Origin of the sequence: Streptococcus suis (assembly GCF_046032115.1) — a bacterium.
GTDB lineage: Bacteria > Bacillota > Bacilli > Lactobacillales > Streptococcaceae > Streptococcus > Streptococcus suis_AJ.
The window spans coordinates 38,905-56,575 of the sequence record NZ_JARQOZ010000014.1; the positions used below are offsets into that span (position 1 = coordinate 38,905).

Annotated in this window: 17 protein-coding genes; 15 read left to right on the plus strand and 2 right to left on the minus strand. The window is 41.1% G+C overall.

The annotated features are described in order from the left end of the window. The first annotated feature begins 8 nt into the window (after positions 1 to 8). Both P7J36_RS05905 and P7J36_RS05910 read left to right on the plus strand, forming a co-directional pair. On the plus strand, positions 9 to 677 hold the full coding sequence (locus P7J36_RS05905) for a fructose-6-phosphate aldolase (protein ID WP_014638067.1): 669 nt from the start codon (positions 9 to 11) through the stop codon (positions 675 to 677). Positions 678 to 708: 31 nt separating this feature from the next. Next, a complete protein-coding gene (locus P7J36_RS05910) occupies positions 709 to 1,665 on the plus strand; it encodes a dehydroquinate synthase/iron-containing alcohol dehydrogenase family protein (RefSeq protein ID WP_099875998.1) in 957 nt (318 codons plus the stop codon). A gap of 236 nt (positions 1,666 to 1,901) precedes the next feature. On the opposite strand, the gene P7J36_RS05915 is transcribed toward P7J36_RS05910, so the two are convergent. Next, the gene (locus P7J36_RS05915; RefSeq protein ID WP_408562435.1) at positions 1,902 to 3,155 is read right to left on the minus strand and encodes an IS110 family RNA-guided transposase; all 1,254 of its coding nucleotides are present in this window, start codon (positions 3,153 to 3,155) and stop codon (positions 1,902 to 1,904) included. A 367-nt stretch (positions 3,156 to 3,522) separates the two neighbouring features. On the opposite strand from P7J36_RS05915, the gene P7J36_RS05920 reads away from it, so the two are divergent. The 7 genes from P7J36_RS05920 to P7J36_RS05950 all read left to right on the plus strand — a co-directional run bounded on the left by P7J36_RS05920 (position 3,523) and on the right by P7J36_RS05950 (position 8,798). Continuing rightward, positions 3,523 to 4,617 (plus strand): glycerol dehydrogenase, encoded by a 1,095-nt coding sequence (locus tag P7J36_RS05920; RefSeq protein WP_029180529.1) that lies wholly within the window; start codon positions 3,523 to 3,525, stop codon positions 4,615 to 4,617. A 169-nt stretch (positions 4,618 to 4,786) separates the two neighbouring features. Then, the gene (locus P7J36_RS05925) at positions 4,787 to 5,863 is read left to right on the plus strand and encodes an aspartate-semialdehyde dehydrogenase (protein ID WP_029180530.1); all 1,077 of its coding nucleotides are present in this window, start codon (positions 4,787 to 4,789) and stop codon (positions 5,861 to 5,863) included. A gap of 72 nt (positions 5,864 to 5,935) precedes the next feature. Continuing rightward, positions 5,936 to 6,871, plus strand: a complete 936-nt coding sequence (gene dapA, locus P7J36_RS05930; protein WP_408552081.1) for a 4-hydroxy-tetrahydrodipicolinate synthase — start codon at positions 5,936 to 5,938, stop codon at positions 6,869 to 6,871. A 364-nt stretch (positions 6,872 to 7,235) separates the two neighbouring features. Beyond that, positions 7,236 to 7,568 (plus strand): VOC family protein, encoded by a 333-nt coding sequence (locus P7J36_RS05935; RefSeq protein ID WP_408552080.1) that lies wholly within the window; start codon positions 7,236 to 7,238, stop codon positions 7,566 to 7,568. Positions 7,569 to 7,653: 85 nt separating this feature from the next. Then, positions 7,654 to 8,043 carry a VOC family protein gene (locus tag P7J36_RS05940; protein ID WP_408552079.1) on the plus strand — a complete coding sequence of 130 codons (390 nt, stop codon included), beginning with the start codon at positions 7,654 to 7,656 and terminating at the stop codon, positions 8,041 to 8,043. 152 nt (positions 8,044 to 8,195) lie between these two features. Then, on the plus strand, positions 8,196 to 8,417 hold the full coding sequence (locus P7J36_RS05945; protein WP_408552078.1) for an alpha/beta hydrolase: 222 nt from the start codon (positions 8,196 to 8,198) through the stop codon (positions 8,415 to 8,417). Between the two features lie 87 nt (positions 8,418 to 8,504). Next, the gene (locus P7J36_RS05950; protein ID WP_408552077.1) at positions 8,505 to 8,798 is read left to right on the plus strand and encodes a hypothetical protein; all 294 of its coding nucleotides are present in this window, start codon (positions 8,505 to 8,507) and stop codon (positions 8,796 to 8,798) included. Positions 8,799 to 8,826: 28 nt separating this feature from the next. On the opposite strand, the gene pepF is transcribed toward P7J36_RS05950, so the two are convergent. Beyond that, positions 8,827 to 10,617: an oligoendopeptidase F gene (gene pepF, locus P7J36_RS05955; RefSeq protein ID WP_408552075.1), complete on the minus strand. Its 1,791-nt coding sequence runs from the start codon at positions 10,615 to 10,617 to the stop codon at positions 8,827 to 8,829. A gap of 166 nt (positions 10,618 to 10,783) precedes the next feature. Here pepF and P7J36_RS05960 point away from each other — a divergent pair, with 166 nt between their 5' ends. The 6 genes from P7J36_RS05960 to pynA all read left to right on the plus strand — a co-directional run bounded on the left by P7J36_RS05960 (position 10,784) and on the right by pynA (position 17,542). Beyond that, positions 10,784 to 11,122, plus strand: a complete 339-nt coding sequence (locus P7J36_RS05960; RefSeq protein ID WP_002935455.1) for an ATP cone domain-containing protein — start codon at positions 10,784 to 10,786, stop codon at positions 11,120 to 11,122. Positions 11,123 to 11,307: 185 nt separating this feature from the next. Continuing rightward, complete coding sequence (nox, locus tag P7J36_RS05965) at positions 11,308 to 12,675, plus strand: H2O-forming NADH oxidase (RefSeq protein WP_002943642.1); 1,368 nt, start codon at positions 11,308 to 11,310, stop codon at positions 12,673 to 12,675. Between the two features lie 288 nt (positions 12,676 to 12,963). Further along, complete coding sequence (gene pcrA / locus P7J36_RS05970) at positions 12,964 to 15,243, plus strand: DNA helicase PcrA (protein ID WP_408552074.1); 2,280 nt, start codon at positions 12,964 to 12,966, stop codon at positions 15,241 to 15,243. Positions 15,244 to 15,683: 440 nt separating this feature from the next. Beyond that, complete coding sequence (locus P7J36_RS05975) at positions 15,684 to 16,004, plus strand: hypothetical protein (RefSeq protein ID WP_408552073.1); 321 nt, start codon at positions 15,684 to 15,686, stop codon at positions 16,002 to 16,004. 4 nt (positions 16,005 to 16,008) lie between these two features. Continuing rightward, entirely contained in the window at positions 16,009 to 16,425 is a 417-nt protein-coding gene (locus tag P7J36_RS05980; protein ID WP_408552072.1) for a hypothetical protein, read from the plus strand. Positions 16,426 to 16,858: 433 nt separating this feature from the next. Then, positions 16,859 to 17,542: a pyrimidine 5'-nucleotidase PynA gene (pynA, locus tag P7J36_RS05985; protein WP_408552071.1), complete on the plus strand. Its 684-nt coding sequence runs from the start codon at positions 16,859 to 16,861 to the stop codon at positions 17,540 to 17,542. The last annotated feature ends 129 nt before the right edge of the window (positions 17,543 to 17,671 follow it).

A 17,671-nucleotide genomic window follows, 5' to 3' on the forward strand; every position in this document is an offset into this window, starting at 1 on the left:
TTATTATTATGGAATTCATGCTGGACACCTTAAATATAGAGGAAATACGAAAATGGGCTGAGGTTTTACCCCTTGCGGGGGTGACCTCAAACCCAACGATTGCGAAGAAAGAAGGTGACATTGACTTTTTTGAACGTTTGCACCTTATCCGTGACATCATCGGTCCAAATGCTTCACTACATGTGCAAGTTGTGGCAAAGGATTATGAAGGGATTTTGGCAGACGCTAAAAAAATTCGTGAATTGGCACCGGAAAATGTCTATATTAAGGTTCCGGTAACGCCTGCTGGTTTGGCTGCTATGAAAACATTGAAAGCGCAAGGTTATCAGATTACAGCAACAGCGATTTATACCGTTTTTCAGGGCTTGTTAGCTATTGAAGCGGGTGCAGATTACTTGGCACCGTACTACAATCGCATGGCCAATCTGAATATTGATTCGAATGCGGTCATCGCTCAGTTATCAGAAGCGATTGATAGGGAGTGTTCGGAAAGTAAAATTTTAGCGGCATCATTCAAAAATGTGGAGCAAGTAAACCAAGCATTTGCAAATGGGGCGCAGGCTATTACGGCAGGTGCAGATATATTTGAAGCAGCCTTTTCTATGCCATCCATTGAAAAGGCGGTAAATGATTTTGCAGATGATTGGTCTGCCATTCATGGAAGGTATACTATCTAAACATTTCTATATTATAAAATAAGGGGGCACTATGAAACAATTCTCAGGTCTTTCACGCACTATCCAAGGAAATCATCTTTTAGACACTTGTGCGATTGACATTTTGAAAATAGGTCATCGCCCCCTTGTTTTATGTGCAAAACAGGAGTATAATACGACTGTAGAAAGTTTTGTGAAAGTTTTAACTTGTCATGGACTTATTGTTAAAATAGCCTATATGGAGGAGTGGGATCAGAACTCGGTTGAAGAATATGGGGAAGTTGGTTTCCGACATCGTGCAGACCATATTATTGGCATTGGTAATAGTTCTATAGCAGCTTGTACAAAGGCTGTTGCAGATTTACTAGACTTGCCAGCCGTTCTTATACCGACTTCACCGTTTACCACTCTACCTTGGGTATCAGTGGAAAATAAGAAAAGAGAGCGACCATTGTTTAATGAGTCCATCCAGCTAATTATAGCGGATAGGGAGCAATTATTGACACAAACTACCTCGGAGTTGATAAATGGATTGGTCAATACTCTTCTTTATCTAGCAGCCATAAAAGAAGTAAAAAGAAATCATCTATTCAGCTTGGTAGATGATATTCTTATCAGAGGTTTTGAAAGCGTTTTATTAAGAAGTAGTCTTCAAGCTATAGAGAATTTTGAAGCCCGAATATTATCAAAAGAAGTACAAGATATCTTAGAAATTCTTTCTACTTGTGTAACATTAGACCTACCTAGTGATGCTTGGGACGTGATTCAACAAATAGAATCAAAGCTCAGCGAAAGAAGAGAGGATTTAGTGGATGAGCCATTGAAACGAAATGTTGTCCTCTATTTGTTTCTGACCTATTTGACTCAGGAATCAGAAGAATTTCAAGCCAGGCTGAAGTGGTGTCAACAGTTGCTTTTGTCTGCAAACTCTAGCAATCTATTGTTGCTGGAGGCCGTTTTCAAGGAAATTGCACTAGAGATGGGAGAAGATTGCTCGACACGTTGCTAGTAGGCATCGCTGTACAATGGCAATATTTAAAATACAGGCTCATGCCTCTTGCTTTCGGCAATGCTAACTGTCGTTTATTACTCAATATAACACTATCTATTATTTCAAGTCTAGTGGTAAAAAGTCAATAGAAAGTTGATTAATTTTTAGATGATTTTCTAGACAAAAGGGTGCACTAAAAACACCTAGCGAAAAACGCTTTTTTCGCCAGCTTATCCAAGGACTTGTGCCGATAATCACTTATCTTCCATAAGCCTCCTTGGTGGCGTATAGAGTTGGCGGTTGCGTAGTAGCGCATCCACCAGACGCACAAATTTTCTAGCGGTTAAGACGATGGCTCGTTTGTGTTGATGTTTAGGAACTTCTTGATACTTCTTCATGTAAAAGGTTTGATACTCACTATCATGTCGCCTCACCGAGTTGGCGGCTTCAACCAAGTAATAGCGAAGATAGCGATTGCCTCGTTTTACAAGTTCCGTATTTTGAGAGTTAGTGTTCCCAGATTGATACTGTTTCCAATTCAATCCTGCATATTTAGCGACTTGAGGATGATCTTTAAATCGCTCAATCTGTCCAATTTCAGCGATAATTCCTGCAGCGTAAACTTTACCAACACCAGGCACAGAAGTTAAACACTGGTATTCGGGAATGACTTCTACCATGTCTTCAATAGCTTTATCAATATCCTTAATCATTTGTTCCAGATTTCTGATTTCTCGAGCTAATAGCCCAAGAATGACATTGACAGAATCCTGTTGGAGTTTAGAGAGACGATAAGAACCACGAATGGCCGCTTGAATAGCTTTCGCTAGCTTTTCAGGAGCTTTGAATCGTCCTCTTCCTAGTTTCTGGAGAAATTCTGCCAGATCTTCGAGAGCAATAGTGGCTAATTCGTCTAGGGAGTAGTCTTCTGTCATAAGAGAGATGATTGTGCTAGACCAGAGATTGGTTGAGAGGTTCTCATTCTTGATTTCAGTTGATAAGGTATTGCACTTGTAGTAGATATTCTCAATAAAGTGCTGCTTGGTCTTGGTCAACTGCTCAATGAGTTGAAGCCTGGTTCTGGTCAAGTGCTGGAGCGCCATGTATTTCTCTTCCTTGAGAAAAGCAGGTGAGAATCGCTCGATACGGAAATAATCGGCAATATAGAAGGCATCAAGGGTATCATTCTTGTTTTCTTCAAAGGCTTCCCGGTATTTCTTAATCTTATTGGGCTGTTCGACCATGACCTCAACCTTTAGAGCTTTCAAGTCGCTGTCTTCATGAAAGAACATGGCAGGGTGAAAGCTGTAGAGACTGGTGGCTTCCATACCAATGACGATGCGTTCAAATGAATAGGTATCATTGAGTTCAAGAATTTGTTTCTTGATTTCTTGAGCCCCTACTAGGTCATTAGGAAGAGAAGCTGTAAAGGGAGTTGTTGTATCACTAAGCATGATACAGACATCTAATTTGGTAGAGCTAACGTCTAAACCGACAAAACATTTCATTTGGAAGTTCTCCTTTCATTTGTATTTGGAAAGTTTCTTGACTACTGTAAGGTTCCCCAGAAACACGTTGGACCAACAGCCTCGCATAAGAGAATTCTAATCACTAGCTCACCTGCCGCCTGTACGCTACTACGTACAGAAGTGAGCGTAATGGAAACAGTTAGTGTGTTGGAAGTAGGAACAACGCTTGGGTAACAGACTTTAAAATGAAGTCTAAGCAACAAGGAGGAAAAGAAACAACCGTGAGTCCATTCCATGACTCTATTGTTCTGGAAAACCTTGCAATAGTCAAGTTAATGTTATTACAATTGTTAAAAATTTGGGGTTGAAAAATCCCCATAAACTTATTTTACGAGGAGGAATTCTTATGAAAGTATTTGCAAGTCCATCTCGCTATATTCAAGGTAAACATGTTCTTTTCCAAGGTGCAGAAGCTATCGGAAAATTGGGAACAAAGCCTTTGATTCTTTGTGATGATTTAGTATATGGGATTGTCGGTGAGAAGTTTTTGTCCTATCTCGTTGAAGAAGGGATGCAAGTCCATCGTGTTGCCTTTAATGGAGAAGCATCTGACAAGGAAATCCAGCGCGTCGTAGAAATCGGAAAAGAACAGGCTAGTGACGTCGTAATCGGTCTAGGTGGTGGCAAGACGATTGACTCAGCCAAGGCGATTGCTGATTTACTAGGAGTGCCAGTCGTCATTGCTCCAACTATTGCTTCAACAGATGCTCCGACATCTGCTTTATCTGTCATTTATTCTGAAGAAGGGGCGTTTGAACGCTATATTTTCTATAAGAAAAATCCAGATCTTGTCTTGGTAGATACAGCGATTATTTGTCAAGCACCGCCACGTCTTTTGGCTTCTGGTATTGCAGATGGCTTGGCGACGTGGGTAGAAGCGCGTGCTATTTTACAAAGCAATGGAACAACAATGGCAGGAGGAGGTCAGACACTTGCTGGTATCGCTATTGCACAAACCTGTGAACAAACACTCTTTCAATACGGACTTCAAGCCATGGCCAGCTGTGAAGCCAAGGTTGTGACATCTGCTTTAGAGAATATTGTTGAAGCCAATACCTTGCTAAGTGGTTTAGGCTTTGAAAGTGCAGGTTTGGCTGCGGCGCATGCGATACACAATGGATTCACCGCCTTGGAGGGAGATATTCACCATTTGACACATGGTGAAAAAGTGGCTTATGGGACCTTGACCCAGCTCTTCTTGGAAAACCGTCCGAAAGAAGAATTGGAAAAATACATCCGTTTCTATCAAGCCTTGAATCTTCCAACAACTTTGGAGGAGTTACATTTGGCTGATGCTAGTTATGAAGATCTATTGAAAGTCGGCCAACAAGCGACGATTGAAGGAGAAACAATTCACGGTATGCCATTTGCTATTTCAGCAGAAGATGTAGCAGAAGCTCTGATGGCTGTTGACTACTATGTTCGCTCGTTAGACAAATAAGAAGAGCATTCACAGTTGAGCATGTCCATCTAAACTTGTGAATAGAGGTTCGAAGTAATTGCCTTGGGAAATTCTTTCTCAGGGCTTTTCATTTGAAAAAATTATGATATAATTGTTAAATATAAAATATTTAGAAAATTTTGAAGAATTGATCTAAAGGAGATTTTTTATGGCTTATGTAGTAGCTGTTGTTGGTGCGACTGGTGCAGTTGGTGCCCAAATGATTAAAATGTTGGAAGAGTCAACACTTCCAATCGAGAAAGTGCGTTTCCTTGCTTCTGCTCGTTCAGCAGGCAAGACCTTGCAGTTTAAGGGGCAGGATATTGTCATTGAAGAAACAACAGAAACAGCTTTTGAAGGCGTGGATATTGCCCTCTTCTCAGCTGGTGGTTCTACATCTGCCAAGTATGCTCCATACGCAGTAAAAGCAGGAGCGGTTGTCGTTGATAACACTTCTTACTTCCGTCAAAATCCAGATGTACCATTGGTTGTTCCTGAGGTTAATGCTCACGCGCTTGATGCCCACAATGGTATTATCGCATGCCCTAACTGTTCGACCATTCAGATGATGGTTGCTCTTGAACCTGTTCGTCAGAAATGGGGCTTGGAGCGGATTATCGTATCGACTTATCAGGCAGTTTCTGGTGCAGGTATGGGAGCTATCTTGGAAACACAAGCTCAGCTTCGTTCTGTCTTGAATGATGGCGTGGAACCCAAAGCGGTAGAAGCGAATATTCTTCCTTCTAGTGGCGATAAGAAACACTATCCAATCGGCTTTAACGCTATTCCTCAAATCGATCTCTTCACTGAAAATGACTATACTTATGAAGAGATGAAGATGACAAAAGAAACCAAGAAAATCATGGAAGATGACAGCATTGCCGTTTCTGCAACATGTGTCCGTATTCCAGTCTTGTCTGCCCATTCTGAGTCTGTTTACATCGAAACCAAGGAAATCGCACCGATTGATGAAGTGAAGGCAGCTATTGCATCCTTCCCAGGGGCTGTTTTAGAAGACGATGTGGCTAATCAAATTTATCCGCAAGCGATTAATGCTGTCGGTAGTCGCGATACTTTTGTTGGTCGTATCCGTAAAGATTTGGATAAGGAAAACGGTATTCACATGTGGGTTGTTTCTGACAACTTGCTCAAAGGTGCTGCATGGAACTCTGTTCAAATCGCTGAAACCCTTCATGAGCGTGGTCTAGTTCGTCCAACGGCAGAATTGAAGTTTGAATTGAAATAATTTTATTAACCTAAAGTACACAAAAGGCTGCACTCAGCCTTTTTTAGCAACAATCAGTAAGAGAGGAAGCCTATGTCTATTCAAGATTTACGTGATGTAAAAATCATAACAGCCATGATTACACCTTTTAAAGAAGATGGTGCAATTAACTATGATGTGTTGCCAGAGTTGGTTGAGCATCTATTGTCTCACCATACGGAGGGGATTTTGTTGGCAGGAACAACTGCCGAAAGTCCAACCCTTACGCACGCGGAAGAATTAGAATTGTTTGCGGCGGTACAAAAGATTGTCAATGGTCGTGTCCCACTGATTGCTGGTATCGGTACCAATGATACCCGTGACTCGATTGAGTTTGCTAAGGAAGTTGCGGCTTTCGGTGGATTTGCGGCAGGTCTTGCCATTGTACCTTATTACAACAAACCTTCTCAAGAAGGTATGTACCAACACTTCAAGGCTATTGCGGATGCTTCTGATTTGCCAATCATTATCTACAATATTCCAGGTCGTGTCGTGGTTGAAATGATGCCAGAAACCATGTTACGTTTGGCTGAGCATCCAAACATCATCGGTGTTAAAGAGTGTACAAGCCTTGCCAACATGGCTTACCTAATTGAGCATAGACCTGACGACTTCTTGATTTATACAGGTGAGGATGGCGATGCTTTCCATGCAATGAACTTGGGAGCAGATGGTGTGATTTCTGTTGCATCTCACACGAATGGTGATGAGATGTATGAGATGTTTACTGCTATTGAGCAGCAAGATATCCGAACAGCAGCTGCCATTCAACGCAAGTTTATTCCGAAAGTTAATGCACTCTTCTCATACCCAAGTCCTGCACCAGTTAAAGCGGTTCTTAACTATATGGGATTTGAAGTTGGACCACTCCGCTTACCATTGGTACCTTGTCCAGAAGAAGACGCAAAACGCATTATCAAAGTTGTCGTTGACGGCGACTACGAAGCGACCAAAGCCACAGTAACAGGAGTCGTAAGACCGGATTATTAAAATAGTCAGGGGAGTGAAACAGTTCGGGGAACTGTTTCAGCTGGTCACCAAGAAATACGAAAGTGACCACAGAAGACCCGAGCTCAAAAAACCGAAAGCGAGGACAGTCTACGGATAGACTGTTTTAACCCGAGCCTGAAAATATGAAAGCGAGGCTAAATTGGTGAACTTTTTTTGAACAATTAAGTTCTATCCCACTCCCTTTAAGATTTATTTAACCTAGTTATTTTATAATAAAAACATCTTTTTCATATAATCTCCTGAAAGCACTCGAATGGATTCGGGTGTTTTCTTTGTGTATTTTCTTCAATTATACAACTAATTAGCGATAAAATATGTCTATCATAATCAGTGAGGTCATCCTATGAACAATACAGGTATTCATCACATTTCAAGTTTGGTAGGAAATATTCACCAAGCCTATCATTTTTATCATCATATTCTCGGCTTAAAATTGACCTTGAAAACTGTCAATCAAGAAGATTCAAGCATGTATCATCTCTTTTTCGGTGATGATGAGGGCCGTTATGGAACGGAATTTACCATTTTTGATATGCCCAATCATCCTAGTCATCGATCTGGCAGTAATCGTTTGGAACGAACTGTTTTTCTGGTTAAAGATGTTGCTGCCTTGGAATTCTGGCAGAAAAGACTGACAGAGTTTGAAGTGGAAAACGAAGGAATTCAGGCCTTTTGAAATGGACATATTTTAAATTTCCAAGATGATGATGGTCAGTTGCTTGGTTTGACTTATCATGACTCTATCGGAGAAATGTTTCCGTATGACACAGACGAAATTCCGTCATCGACTTTATTTGATCCTTGACCAAGAGTCGCCAATCAGTGTAATGGGAGTCGGGACCATTCATCATATCGCATTTGGTGTCTTAGATGAGTCTGACTTGGAAGACCTGATTAGTCGCTTAAATCTTATCAATTGTCCCCATTCTGGAATTATCAATCGAGATTTTATGCATTCCTTGTACTTCCGAGCACCCAATTATCTCATGTTTGAAGTTGCGACCATGGCTGGCGAAAGAGAGACTGACATGCCAAGACAGGAAAATCAGCTAGATAAAGTTGAACTGTTCTTGCCAAGTTTCTTTGAAGAAGACAGACAGGAAATTGAAAAAAATCTATCCCAGCGTTATAGTCTTTCAGTTTGCTTTTAGTACTCGCTCCAACTATCTGGGAGATAGTTGGAGGTTGGAAATAGAGCGAACAAAGTTCGCATCAACAGCTGCAGGCAGTACAGGAGTACGGCAAAGCGAGTTAACACAGTAATAAAAGATAAACTGAATGACGATATTAGGAGAAATGAAGTATGGATTATTACTTTATCAAAGGGACCAGCCCCCGTCTTTTGGTCTTTTTTCACGGAATAGGCGGCAATAAGGAATCCATGCTCTTTCTCCGCCAACAGCTGGACCCTAAAGCCTCTGTTCTTTCTTTCAATGGAAGTTGGGGTCAAGGCAGGGAAAGGCGTTTCTTTGCCCCGCTGATTGATGGTCAGCTGGATCTTTTCGATTTTAAAATGCGCTTATAGACTTTTCTGGATTTTTGGCAGGACTTAGCTACTCAATCCTACCAGCAGATTACCTTCGTTGGTTTTTCAAACGGTGCCAATTTTATCATGGGCTTGTTGACCAAACAGTCAAACCTGGCGGACAATTATATCTTGCTCCACCCTTCGGCTTTAGATTATGCTTTTCCTATGGGAAATAGCAGAGCAGAGATTTTGTTTACACTGGGGCAGAATGACCAATATGTCGACCCAGTCGCTCTTGAAAATCTTGTAGATGACTGGCAAGCGTCAGCCTTTCCCAGAGCCAACCTAGCTCGTTTTGACAAAGGACATTATCTAAGTCATGACGAATTGACCTATGTGAGCAATTGGTACCAAGAAAGAACAGACAAAAAGGCCTGAACCAATGTGTTCAAGCCTTTAAGAGTTATTAGATTAAGGATTCTAATTTGTCAACCAAGGAACCAACATAGGCGATGGTTTCTTTGAGTGGTTGGTCAGTTGAAACGTCGACACCTGCGTGTTTAGCAAGGTCTTGGGCAGAAAGACTTGCACCGAGTGACAAGGTTTCTAACCATTTTTCAACAACTTCTTCAGGATTTTCTTCTAGTTGTTTCGCCATGGCTGTACCAATGGTCAAACCAGCGGAGTAGGTATATGGATACAAACCAATGTAGTAGTGTGGTTGACGCATCCAGATAAGACCTGCATCGTCACCGATTTCAAAGTCTTCACCCCAGAATTCCTTGATGACATCCAACTTGATTTGGCAGAGAATATCACCATTGAGGTATTCTTCATTGTCCAAACGAGTGTAGACTTCACGTTGGAAGGCTGCTTCAAGCAAGTGAGTCACCATGTTGTGGAAGTAAGTACGGCTAATCAACTCGCTAATCAAGTAAGCCTGGAAGCCAGGGTCTTGGTTGTTTTTCAAAAGGGTGTTACATGTTAGGACTTCATTAGCAGTAGAAGGTGCCTCGATGAAGTAAAGGGATGGATCGTAGCTGAGGACGCTTTGTTTCTTAGCTAATTGGAAATGACCAGCATGTCCCAATTCGTGAGCCAATACCAAGACTTCGTTCATCAAACCTGTCCATGAAAGTAAGATGTAAGATGGTCCATCATAAAGAGTAGCACAGAAGCCACCAGTAGCCTTACCTTCGTTTTGAGCAAAGTCAATCCAACGCTCATCAAATGATTGTTCAATCATTTTCACATAATCTTCACCAAGAATGCCCAAGCAGTCAATCAAGAATTGTTTGGACTCTTCAGGAGTAATACGTTGGTTGTATTCAGATGGTAGACTGATTTTCAAGTCGGCGTGTGTGATTTTTTCCAACCCATGAGCCTTGGCAACCAGTTTGATATAGCGACGCATGTGAGGAGCCAATTCTTTCATGATGACATCAATTTGACGGTCAAAGAGATCACGTGATACGTTTTGACGATGTAAGAGGAAATCAATTGTGCTGTCAAAACCACGCAAGCGAGCTTCGATTTGTTCGTTTTTGATATGAGACAAGTAAGTCGCAGCAGTTGTATTCTTGTATTTCTTCAAGGTTGAATAGAAACCAGCAGCTGAATTGCGACGGATTTCGGTATCATGGCTAAGTTCATAATCATTTTCAAAGAGCACATAGCTATTGCCGAGCGTTTCGCCATTTGCCTCAAAGTTGTCAAATGTCATATCTTCAAACTTGGTCACACCGTAGTTATTATATGGCTGACCAAAGGTTGGGGCGAAGTTTGAAAGAAGTTCTTCTTGAAGTGGATGGAGTTGATGGGGTTTGTCTCGTAAAATAGCATCGAAGAAAGCAGCCCATTGTGGTTGTTCTTCTTTTAATTCAAGAAGAAAGGCTTCATCTAATTGACCAAGTTCTGAATAGAGGAAATCTCGTTGAGGACGTACCTTGGCAGAAACGAGGTCGTATTCATTGGCCAGGCTCGCCAATTCAGTATTCATCTTGTCAACTTCTAATGGCAAAAAGGCATAGTGGGAAAGTCTGCTATCAAGAATAACGATTTTTTCGTATTCTGTTAAGGCGGAAACGATGGTATCCTTATCAGTTAGCTTCCCTTTGAAATTCGATTCGAAAGCTGTCACTTGCTTAGCGTAGGCTACCAAATTTTCTTTGTAGTTATCAGGGGTCGGAAATAGAATGTCTGTATCCCAAGTTAATTGCACATCAATTTCTTGACGTTTAGGCATTGCGTTTGTCATGATTTTCTCCTTATTTCATTTTAATAGGTCCATTATATCATACTAAAGGGCTTTCAGCGAAAATAAGCCAAGGCAAAATTTATGAAAAAGAATACTTGACAAAATACACAAAAACCTAGATAATGTAAGTATGAAAGGGTTTACTGAAAACCAGAAAGGAGCTTTTATGCAAGTCATTAAACGTAGTGGAGAGATTGTTGAATTTGACCCAGATAAAATCTACCAAGCCATCATTAAAGCTGCACAGACAGTTTATGTCATTGATGAAACTTGGCGGAAAAATCTTGCTCAGGTCACAAAGAAAGTAGTGCTTGACTTGGAAGAAGCTCATACAGAGCGACCAACGATTAGCATGGTTCAGTCGCAAGTTGAACACCGTCTTTTAGATGCAGGTTATATTTCTATTGCTGAGCATTACATTTCCTATCGCTTGCAACGTGATTTGGAACGTAACGGCTATGGCGATAAGATTATTGTACATCTGCGTTTTGAACAAGTACGTTAAGAGAAACCTAGAGAAATCTAGGTTTTTTGCTTTTATATATCTTTACATTGTTTAAAGAAAATAGCATTTTAAAAACTTTTTGAAAAAAATGTGATATTCTGAGCAAAAATTTTGTAATCGGTATCATTTTTAGTGTATAATAGACTTTGTAAAAAAATATATTTTCGAAAGTGAGATTTCACATTATGGCTAAAATCGTTGTTGTCGGTGCTAACCATGCTGGTACTGCCGCAATCAAAACTATGTTGACAAATTATGGTCAAGAAAACGAAATCGTTGTATTTGACCAAAACTCAAATATCTCATTCTTGGGTTGTGGTATGGCTTTGTGGATTGGTGAGCAAATTGGCGGTCCTGAAGGACTTTTCTACTCAAACAAAGAAGAGTTGGAGAGCTTGGGCGCGACAGTATACATGGAGTCACCTGTTACAAATATTGACTACGATGCAAAAACAGTTACTGCACTTGTAAATGGTCAAGAACATGTTGAATCATTTGAAAAACTTCTTTTCGCAACTGGTTCACAACCTATCTTGCCACCAATCAAAGGTGCTGAAATCAAAGAAGGTTCTCTTGAATTTGAAGCAACTCTTGAAAACTTGCAATTCGTTAAATTGTACCAAAACTCAGCTGATGTTATTGAAAAATTGAAAAACAAAGACATCAACCGCGTAGCAGTTGTTGGTGCTGGTTACATCGGTGTTGAGCTTGCAGAAGCATTCCAACGTAAAGGTAAAGAAGTTATCCTTATCGACGTTGTAGATACATGTTTGGCTGGTTACTATGACCGCGACTTGTCAGACCTTATGGCTAAAAACTTGGAAGAGCATGGTATTCAACTTGCCTTTGGCGAAACTGTTAAAGAAGTTGCTGGTAATGGTAAAGTTGAGAAAATCATCACTGACAAGAACGAATACGATGTTGACATGGTTATCTTGGCTGTTGGTTTCCGTCCAAACACTGCATTTGCAGGTGAAGGAATCGAGCGCTTCCGTAACGGTGCCTTCCTTGTAAACAAACGCCAAGAAACTTCAATCCCAGGCGTTTATGCTATCGGTGACTGTGCAACTATCTACGACAACGCTACTGGCGACACAAGCTACATCGCTTTGGCTTCAAACGCTGTACGTACTGGTATCGTAGCAGCTCACAACATCTGTGGTACTGACCTTGAAGGTATCGGTGTACAAGGTTCTAACGGTATCTCTATCTACGGTCTTAACCTTGTATCAACAGGTTTGACACTTGAAAAAGCTACTCGTCTTGGTTTGAACGCTGCTGTTACTGAAGTAACAGACAATCAAAAACCAGAATTCATGGAGCATGGTAACTTCCCAGTAACCATCAAAATCGTTTACGATAAAGATTCACGTCGTATCCTTGGTGCGCAAATGGCTGCTCGTGAAGACATCTCATTGGGTATCCACCTCTTCTCATTGGCAATCCAAGAAGGCGTAACAATCGAAAAATTGGCCTTGACAGACTTGTTCTTCTTGCCACACTTCAACAAACCTTACAACTACATCACAGTAGCTGCCTTGGGTGCTGAATAATTAATTGAATACAAAAGCTCAGAGATAGCTCTGGGCTTTTTTGCATGTCATCTATCACATTGCAACTGCCTATCGAGAGAATTTTTGGTATAATGGAGAGAATGAAAATTAAGAATATGTATTCACAGTGCAACACTTCCTTAATAGGCTATTTTTTCAGCTACTCATTGTTAGTTTTTTTCAAAATACAGTCGGTATTCCTTCAAAAAACTGCCTTGATTAGCGAAAAACTATCTCTTATTTAAAAGCACTCCACTTGTAATACATGTTCTAAGAAAGTATGAGACAATGAACCCATTATTAAACGGAATGAATGACAGACAGGCAGAAGCGGTACAGACGACAGAAGGGCCGCTTTTGATTATGGCAGGGGCTGGTTCGGGCAAGACGCGAGTCTTGACCCACCGTATTGCCTACTTGATTGATGAAAAAATGGTCAATCCTTGGAATATCTTGGCCATTACCTTTACCAACAAAGCGGCGCGTGAGATGAAAGAGCGGGCCTACGCCCTCAATCCTGCTACGCAAGACTGTTTGATTGCTACCTTCCACTCCATGTGTGTACGGATTTTGCGTCGTGATGCTGACCATATTGGTTACAATCGCAATTTTACCATTGTCGATCCAGGTGAGCAACGCAGTCTCATGAAACGGATTTTGAAAAATCTCAATCTCGACCCGAAAAAGTGGAGTGAACGCTCTATCCTGGGAACCATTTCTAATGCCAAAAACGATCTGATTGATGACAAGGCATTTGAAGCCCAGGCAGGCGATTTATACACGCAGATTGTTGCTAAATGCTACACGGCTTATCAAAAGGAACTCAGACAGTCAGAGGCCGTTGACTTTGATGACTTGATCATGTTGACGCTCCGCCTTTTTGACCAAAATCCAGAGGTTCTTACCTATTACCAGCAGAAATTCCAGTATATCCATGTCGATGAGTATCAGGATACCAACCATGCCCAGTACCAATTAGTCAAGCTCCTGGCATCACGTTTCAAGAATATCTGTGTGGTCGGTGATGCGGACCAGTCTATCTATGGTTGGCGTGGTGCGGATATGCAAAATATCTTAGACTTTGAAAAGGACTATCCAGAAAGCAAGGTTGTCCTTTTGGAAGAAAACTATCGTTCGACCAAGAATGTCTTGCAGGCTGCCAATGAGGTCATCGAAAACAACCGCAATCGCCGTCCCAAAAAACTTTGGACCCAGAATGCCCAAGGGGATTTGATTACCTACTATCGTGCCAGAGATGAAAATGACGAGGCGATTTTTGTCGCAGGGCAGATTGACCAGTTGCACCGAGAAGGTAAGGCTTATAAGGATTTTGCAGTTCTCTATCGGACCAATGCCCAGTCCCGTACCATTGAAGAAGCCCTGCTCAAATCTAATATCCCTTATACCATGGTCGGCGGCACCAAGTTCTACAGCCGTAAGGAAATCCGAGATGTGATTTCTTATTTGAATATCATCGCAAATCCGTCGGACAATATCTCCTATGAACGCATTGTCAATGAGCCAAAACGTGGCGTTGGACCTGGTACGGTTGACAAACTCCGTGATTTTGCCAACACACATGGTATGTCCTTGCTAGAAGCTTCTCAAGATATTATGTTATCGACGATTAAAGGGAAGGCAGCACAGGCAGTTTTTGACCTAGCCAATCTCCTCTATAATCTTCGTAATCAATTAGACAACTTGACGGTTACCCAAGTAGTTGAGGCAGTATTGAACCAAACAGGCTACATCGATGCCCTTGCCGCACAAAATACGCTGGAAGCCAATGCTCGCATAGAAAACATTCAGGAATTCCTTTCTGTTACCAAAAACTTTGATGAAAAGGATGCTGAGGAAGAAGAGACAGGTCTGGATCGGTTGACACGCTTCCTGCTTGATTTGGCGCTGATTGCTGATACAGATGATGGCGATACAGAATCTTCAGAAGTGACCCTCATGACTCTCCATGCGGCCAAGGGTCTGGAATTTCCAGTCGTATTCTTAATTGGTATGGAGGAAAATGTCTTCCCACTCAGTCGTGCAGCAGAAGAAGAGGACGAATTGGAAGAAGAACGTCGTTTGGCTTACGTAGGCATCACCCGTGCTGAGCAGACCCTCTACCTGACCAATGCCAATTCTCGACTCCTTTTCGGTCGCACCAACTACAACCAACCAAGCCGCTTTATCCGAGAAATTTCCAGTGACCTCCTTGATTACCAAGGGCTTGCTCGTCCAGCTAATACTAGCTTTAAGGCTTCTTATGTCAATGGCAGAGCGACACAGTTTGGACAAGGTATGAGTTTGCAACAGGCCATGCAAAGTCGAAAAGCATCCGTACAACCATCTGCCAAGCTCGGAGGCAGTATGCCCTTCGCATCAAGTAACAAATCGTCTGGCTCAGGCACCAACTGGTCAGTTGGTGACATCGCAGTTCACAGGAAATGGGGACGCGGAACAGTCCTTGAAGTTTCAGGCTCAGGTAGCAATCAAGAACTTAAAATCAATTTCCCAGAAATAGGTCTCAAAAAAGTCTTAGCTAGCCTGGCGCCGATAAGTAAGGAAGAGTAGGGATGAGTCAAAAGTAAAGCGGAAACATCGCATTTTACAAGACTTGCGACGTCTTCATAATATTATTTTTAGAACGATATATGACACCTCAAAATGGGTCTTGACCTGACTGTTTTGAGGTGATTTTTTGTATACTGCTTAAAGCATCGAAACAATCTTGCATGCTTTGATGACATCTAGATAAGCAAATTTTGCATCGGACGTTTTTAGAGTGTGTCTTACCATCTATATGCTAAATGACAAATATAGAAAAAAAAAAAAACGGATAGCTCCAAGAGAAAATACTACTTGTATTGTTATACTGATAGTAGTTAAAAGTCTTTTATTTGCTAGAGACTCTCATCTTAGTAAGGAAGGGATAGCCTAGAAATGGGACGATTAGCTTGCCAGTATTTTTGTAGCTAGCGCAAAAATAGATCAAATAAAAGAAGGAGACTCTTATGAGCAAACGTAAAATTATATCAAGTTTATTTTTAAGTGCTACCGTATTGGGAGGATTGCTGTTTACACAGACACCAACCGTAAAAGCAATTGAGTCAGAGGGAGTACAAATAATAAGTCCGAAAAGTGAGTCAGCACCAATTTTTTCTCTTGGAGAACTTATTCAAGAAACTAACTATAACGAATCGGTCAAAAAGTCAGTATCCATTGATGCAACGATTGGAGACTCTGAAAATGAAGTAAAATGGACGGTAAACTTTGATTCTACCCTTTGGAACCTTCGATATGATAAGGGGGGGATACTATTTTATTATCCCTGATGGTATGCAATTGAAAAAACTTGTTAATAAGAAAACAGGAGAAAACTTGTTGGACAAATTCTCAACCGATGTTAATGATGATAAGAATGGTTCAGACAGCAAGTACCGTCACTTTAAGAAGGGTAAAGAAACACATTGGGAACGAAACTTTGATAGCCAATGGGGTTGGTCAGCAGGACGTGTAGGCAGTTGGCAAGTAAACCAATGGAAAAATGAAAATGCATTTTCTGACATCTATTATATCGATAGTCCTCGCCATGCAGGTCCAGTAACTTATGAATTGGAGGCAGAAGTAACTGATCAAACTAGAACTTCCTTCCCTCTGGTAGCGGTAATGAAAAACTTCTATGCTAGAACATCATACTTGAGTGAACCAACTTCGTTGGCAGGACTTGATGTGAAAGTTGAATGGCCGAAATAAGTGACTGACAATTTGCAGAACTAAGCCAACCAGTGGCAATCGTGTGTAGTTAAGGCTACTACGTTTGCCTTTTTCTGCGAGTCCTCGTCTTTTTGCTTGAATAAACCAGTGCTTGCATAATATGATGAGGAAATGCGTGTATCCAGGGCTGCTGATACTCAATAAAAATCAACAGTAGCCTAGGAAACGAAGCCGATGATAGAACTCTGTTGCTTTCTTATTTCAAGGCAACAGGATAAAAAGCTCCACAGGAGCTTTTCACTCATCGAGGCAAGTTGATAATGGATAATTTTGATATTTAAAGAGTATGAAATCTGAAAAACAGTATAATAGAGCCTAGGACACAGAGCTATTTTTTTAAAAACTGTGGTATACTTTAGACATACTGCCTGACATTGCTTCAGCAATTTCTGCTTAGAAAGGATTTATCATCTTGCAATACAAACACTTACTCTTTGATCTTGACCATACTCTTCTTGATTTTAGCCGTGGAGAAGAAGTAGCCTTAACCCAGTTTTTGACAGCTATGGAGGTTGAAGATATTCAAGCTTTTAAAGAAGTCTATCGACCGCTCAACCAGGCCATGTGGAAGGATTTGGAAAAAGGGAACATTACAAAGAAAGAGCTGATCAATACCCGCTTTTCACGGACCTTTGCCCACTTTGGTCGGCAAGTTGATGGAAGGGAGATGGCCTTGCGCTACCAAGAATTTATTGGGCGGCAGGGACAAATTTTTACAGGTGCAGATAAGCTTTTGCAGGAATTGACACACCGAGGCTACCAGATTTATGCGGCGACCAACGGCGTGACCTATATACAGGAAAATCGCTTGCTTCACTCACCGATTCAATCGTATTTCAAAGAAGTGTTTATTTCTGAGCAAATGGGGACGCAAAAGCCTGCGGCTGATTTTTATAAAAAAATAGCAGAGCAGATTTCAGGTTTTCAGTTTGACCAAGCCTTAATGATTGGGGACAGTTTGACAGCAGATATTCAAGGCGGCAATAATGCTGGCATGGATACTGTTTGGTACAATCCGACTCATATGATAAACAAGAGTAAGGCAGTTCCAACCTATACAATTAGTAGCTATCAAGAATTATTGGACTTACTATAAAATGTTTTAAAATTCTATAAGATTTTTCGTATATTTGTAATAAAAACACTATAAGTCTAGTGGTAAAAAGTCAATAGAAAGTTGAGAAAAATCTAGTTGTTTTTTTAGAAAACAGGGTACACTAAAAAC

What these genes read in the sequence shown, in the direction of transcription:
- pcrA (WP_408552074.1), top strand. Translation starts at nt 12,964, where the DNA reads ATGAACCCATTATTAAACGGAATGAATGACAGACAGGCAGAAGCGGTA.
- P7J36_RS05925 (WP_029180530.1), top strand. Translation starts at nt 4,787, where the DNA reads ATGGCTTATGTAGTAGCTGTTGTTGGTGCGACTGGTGCAGTTGGTGCC.
- P7J36_RS05935 (WP_408552080.1), top strand. Translation starts at nt 7,236, where the DNA reads ATGAACAATACAGGTATTCATCACATTTCAAGTTTGGTAGGAAATATT.
- P7J36_RS05905 (WP_014638067.1), top strand. Translation starts at nt 9, where the DNA reads ATGGAATTCATGCTGGACACCTTAAATATAGAGGAAATACGAAAATGG.
- dapA (WP_408552081.1), top strand. Translation starts at nt 5,936, where the DNA reads ATGTCTATTCAAGATTTACGTGATGTAAAAATCATAACAGCCATGATT.
- P7J36_RS05980 (WP_408552072.1), top strand. Translation starts at nt 16,009, where the DNA reads ATGCAATTGAAAAAACTTGTTAATAAGAAAACAGGAGAAAACTTGTTG.
- P7J36_RS05950 (WP_408552077.1), top strand. Translation starts at nt 8,505, where the DNA reads ATGGGCTTGTTGACCAAACAGTCAAACCTGGCGGACAATTATATCTTG.
- nox (WP_002943642.1), top strand. Translation starts at nt 11,308, where the DNA reads ATGGCTAAAATCGTTGTTGTCGGTGCTAACCATGCTGGTACTGCCGCA.
- P7J36_RS05975 (WP_408552073.1), top strand. Translation starts at nt 15,684, where the DNA reads ATGAGCAAACGTAAAATTATATCAAGTTTATTTTTAAGTGCTACCGTA.
- P7J36_RS05940 (WP_408552079.1), top strand. Translation starts at nt 7,654, where the DNA reads ATGACACAGACGAAATTCCGTCATCGACTTTATTTGATCCTTGACCAA.
- P7J36_RS05920 (WP_029180529.1), top strand. Translation starts at nt 3,523, where the DNA reads ATGAAAGTATTTGCAAGTCCATCTCGCTATATTCAAGGTAAACATGTT.
- pepF (WP_408552075.1), bottom strand. Translation starts at nt 10,617, where the DNA reads ATGACAAACGCAATGCCTAAACGTCAAGAAATTGATGTGCAATTAACT.
- P7J36_RS05915 (WP_408562435.1), bottom strand. Translation starts at nt 3,155, where the DNA reads ATGAAATGTTTTGTCGGTTTAGACGTTAGCTCTACCAAATTAGATGTC.
- P7J36_RS05945 (WP_408552078.1), top strand. Translation starts at nt 8,196, where the DNA reads ATGGATTATTACTTTATCAAAGGGACCAGCCCCCGTCTTTTGGTCTTT.
- P7J36_RS05960 (WP_002935455.1), top strand. Translation starts at nt 10,784, where the DNA reads ATGCAAGTCATTAAACGTAGTGGAGAGATTGTTGAATTTGACCCAGAT.
- P7J36_RS05910 (WP_099875998.1), top strand. Translation starts at nt 709, where the DNA reads ATGAAACAATTCTCAGGTCTTTCACGCACTATCCAAGGAAATCATCTT.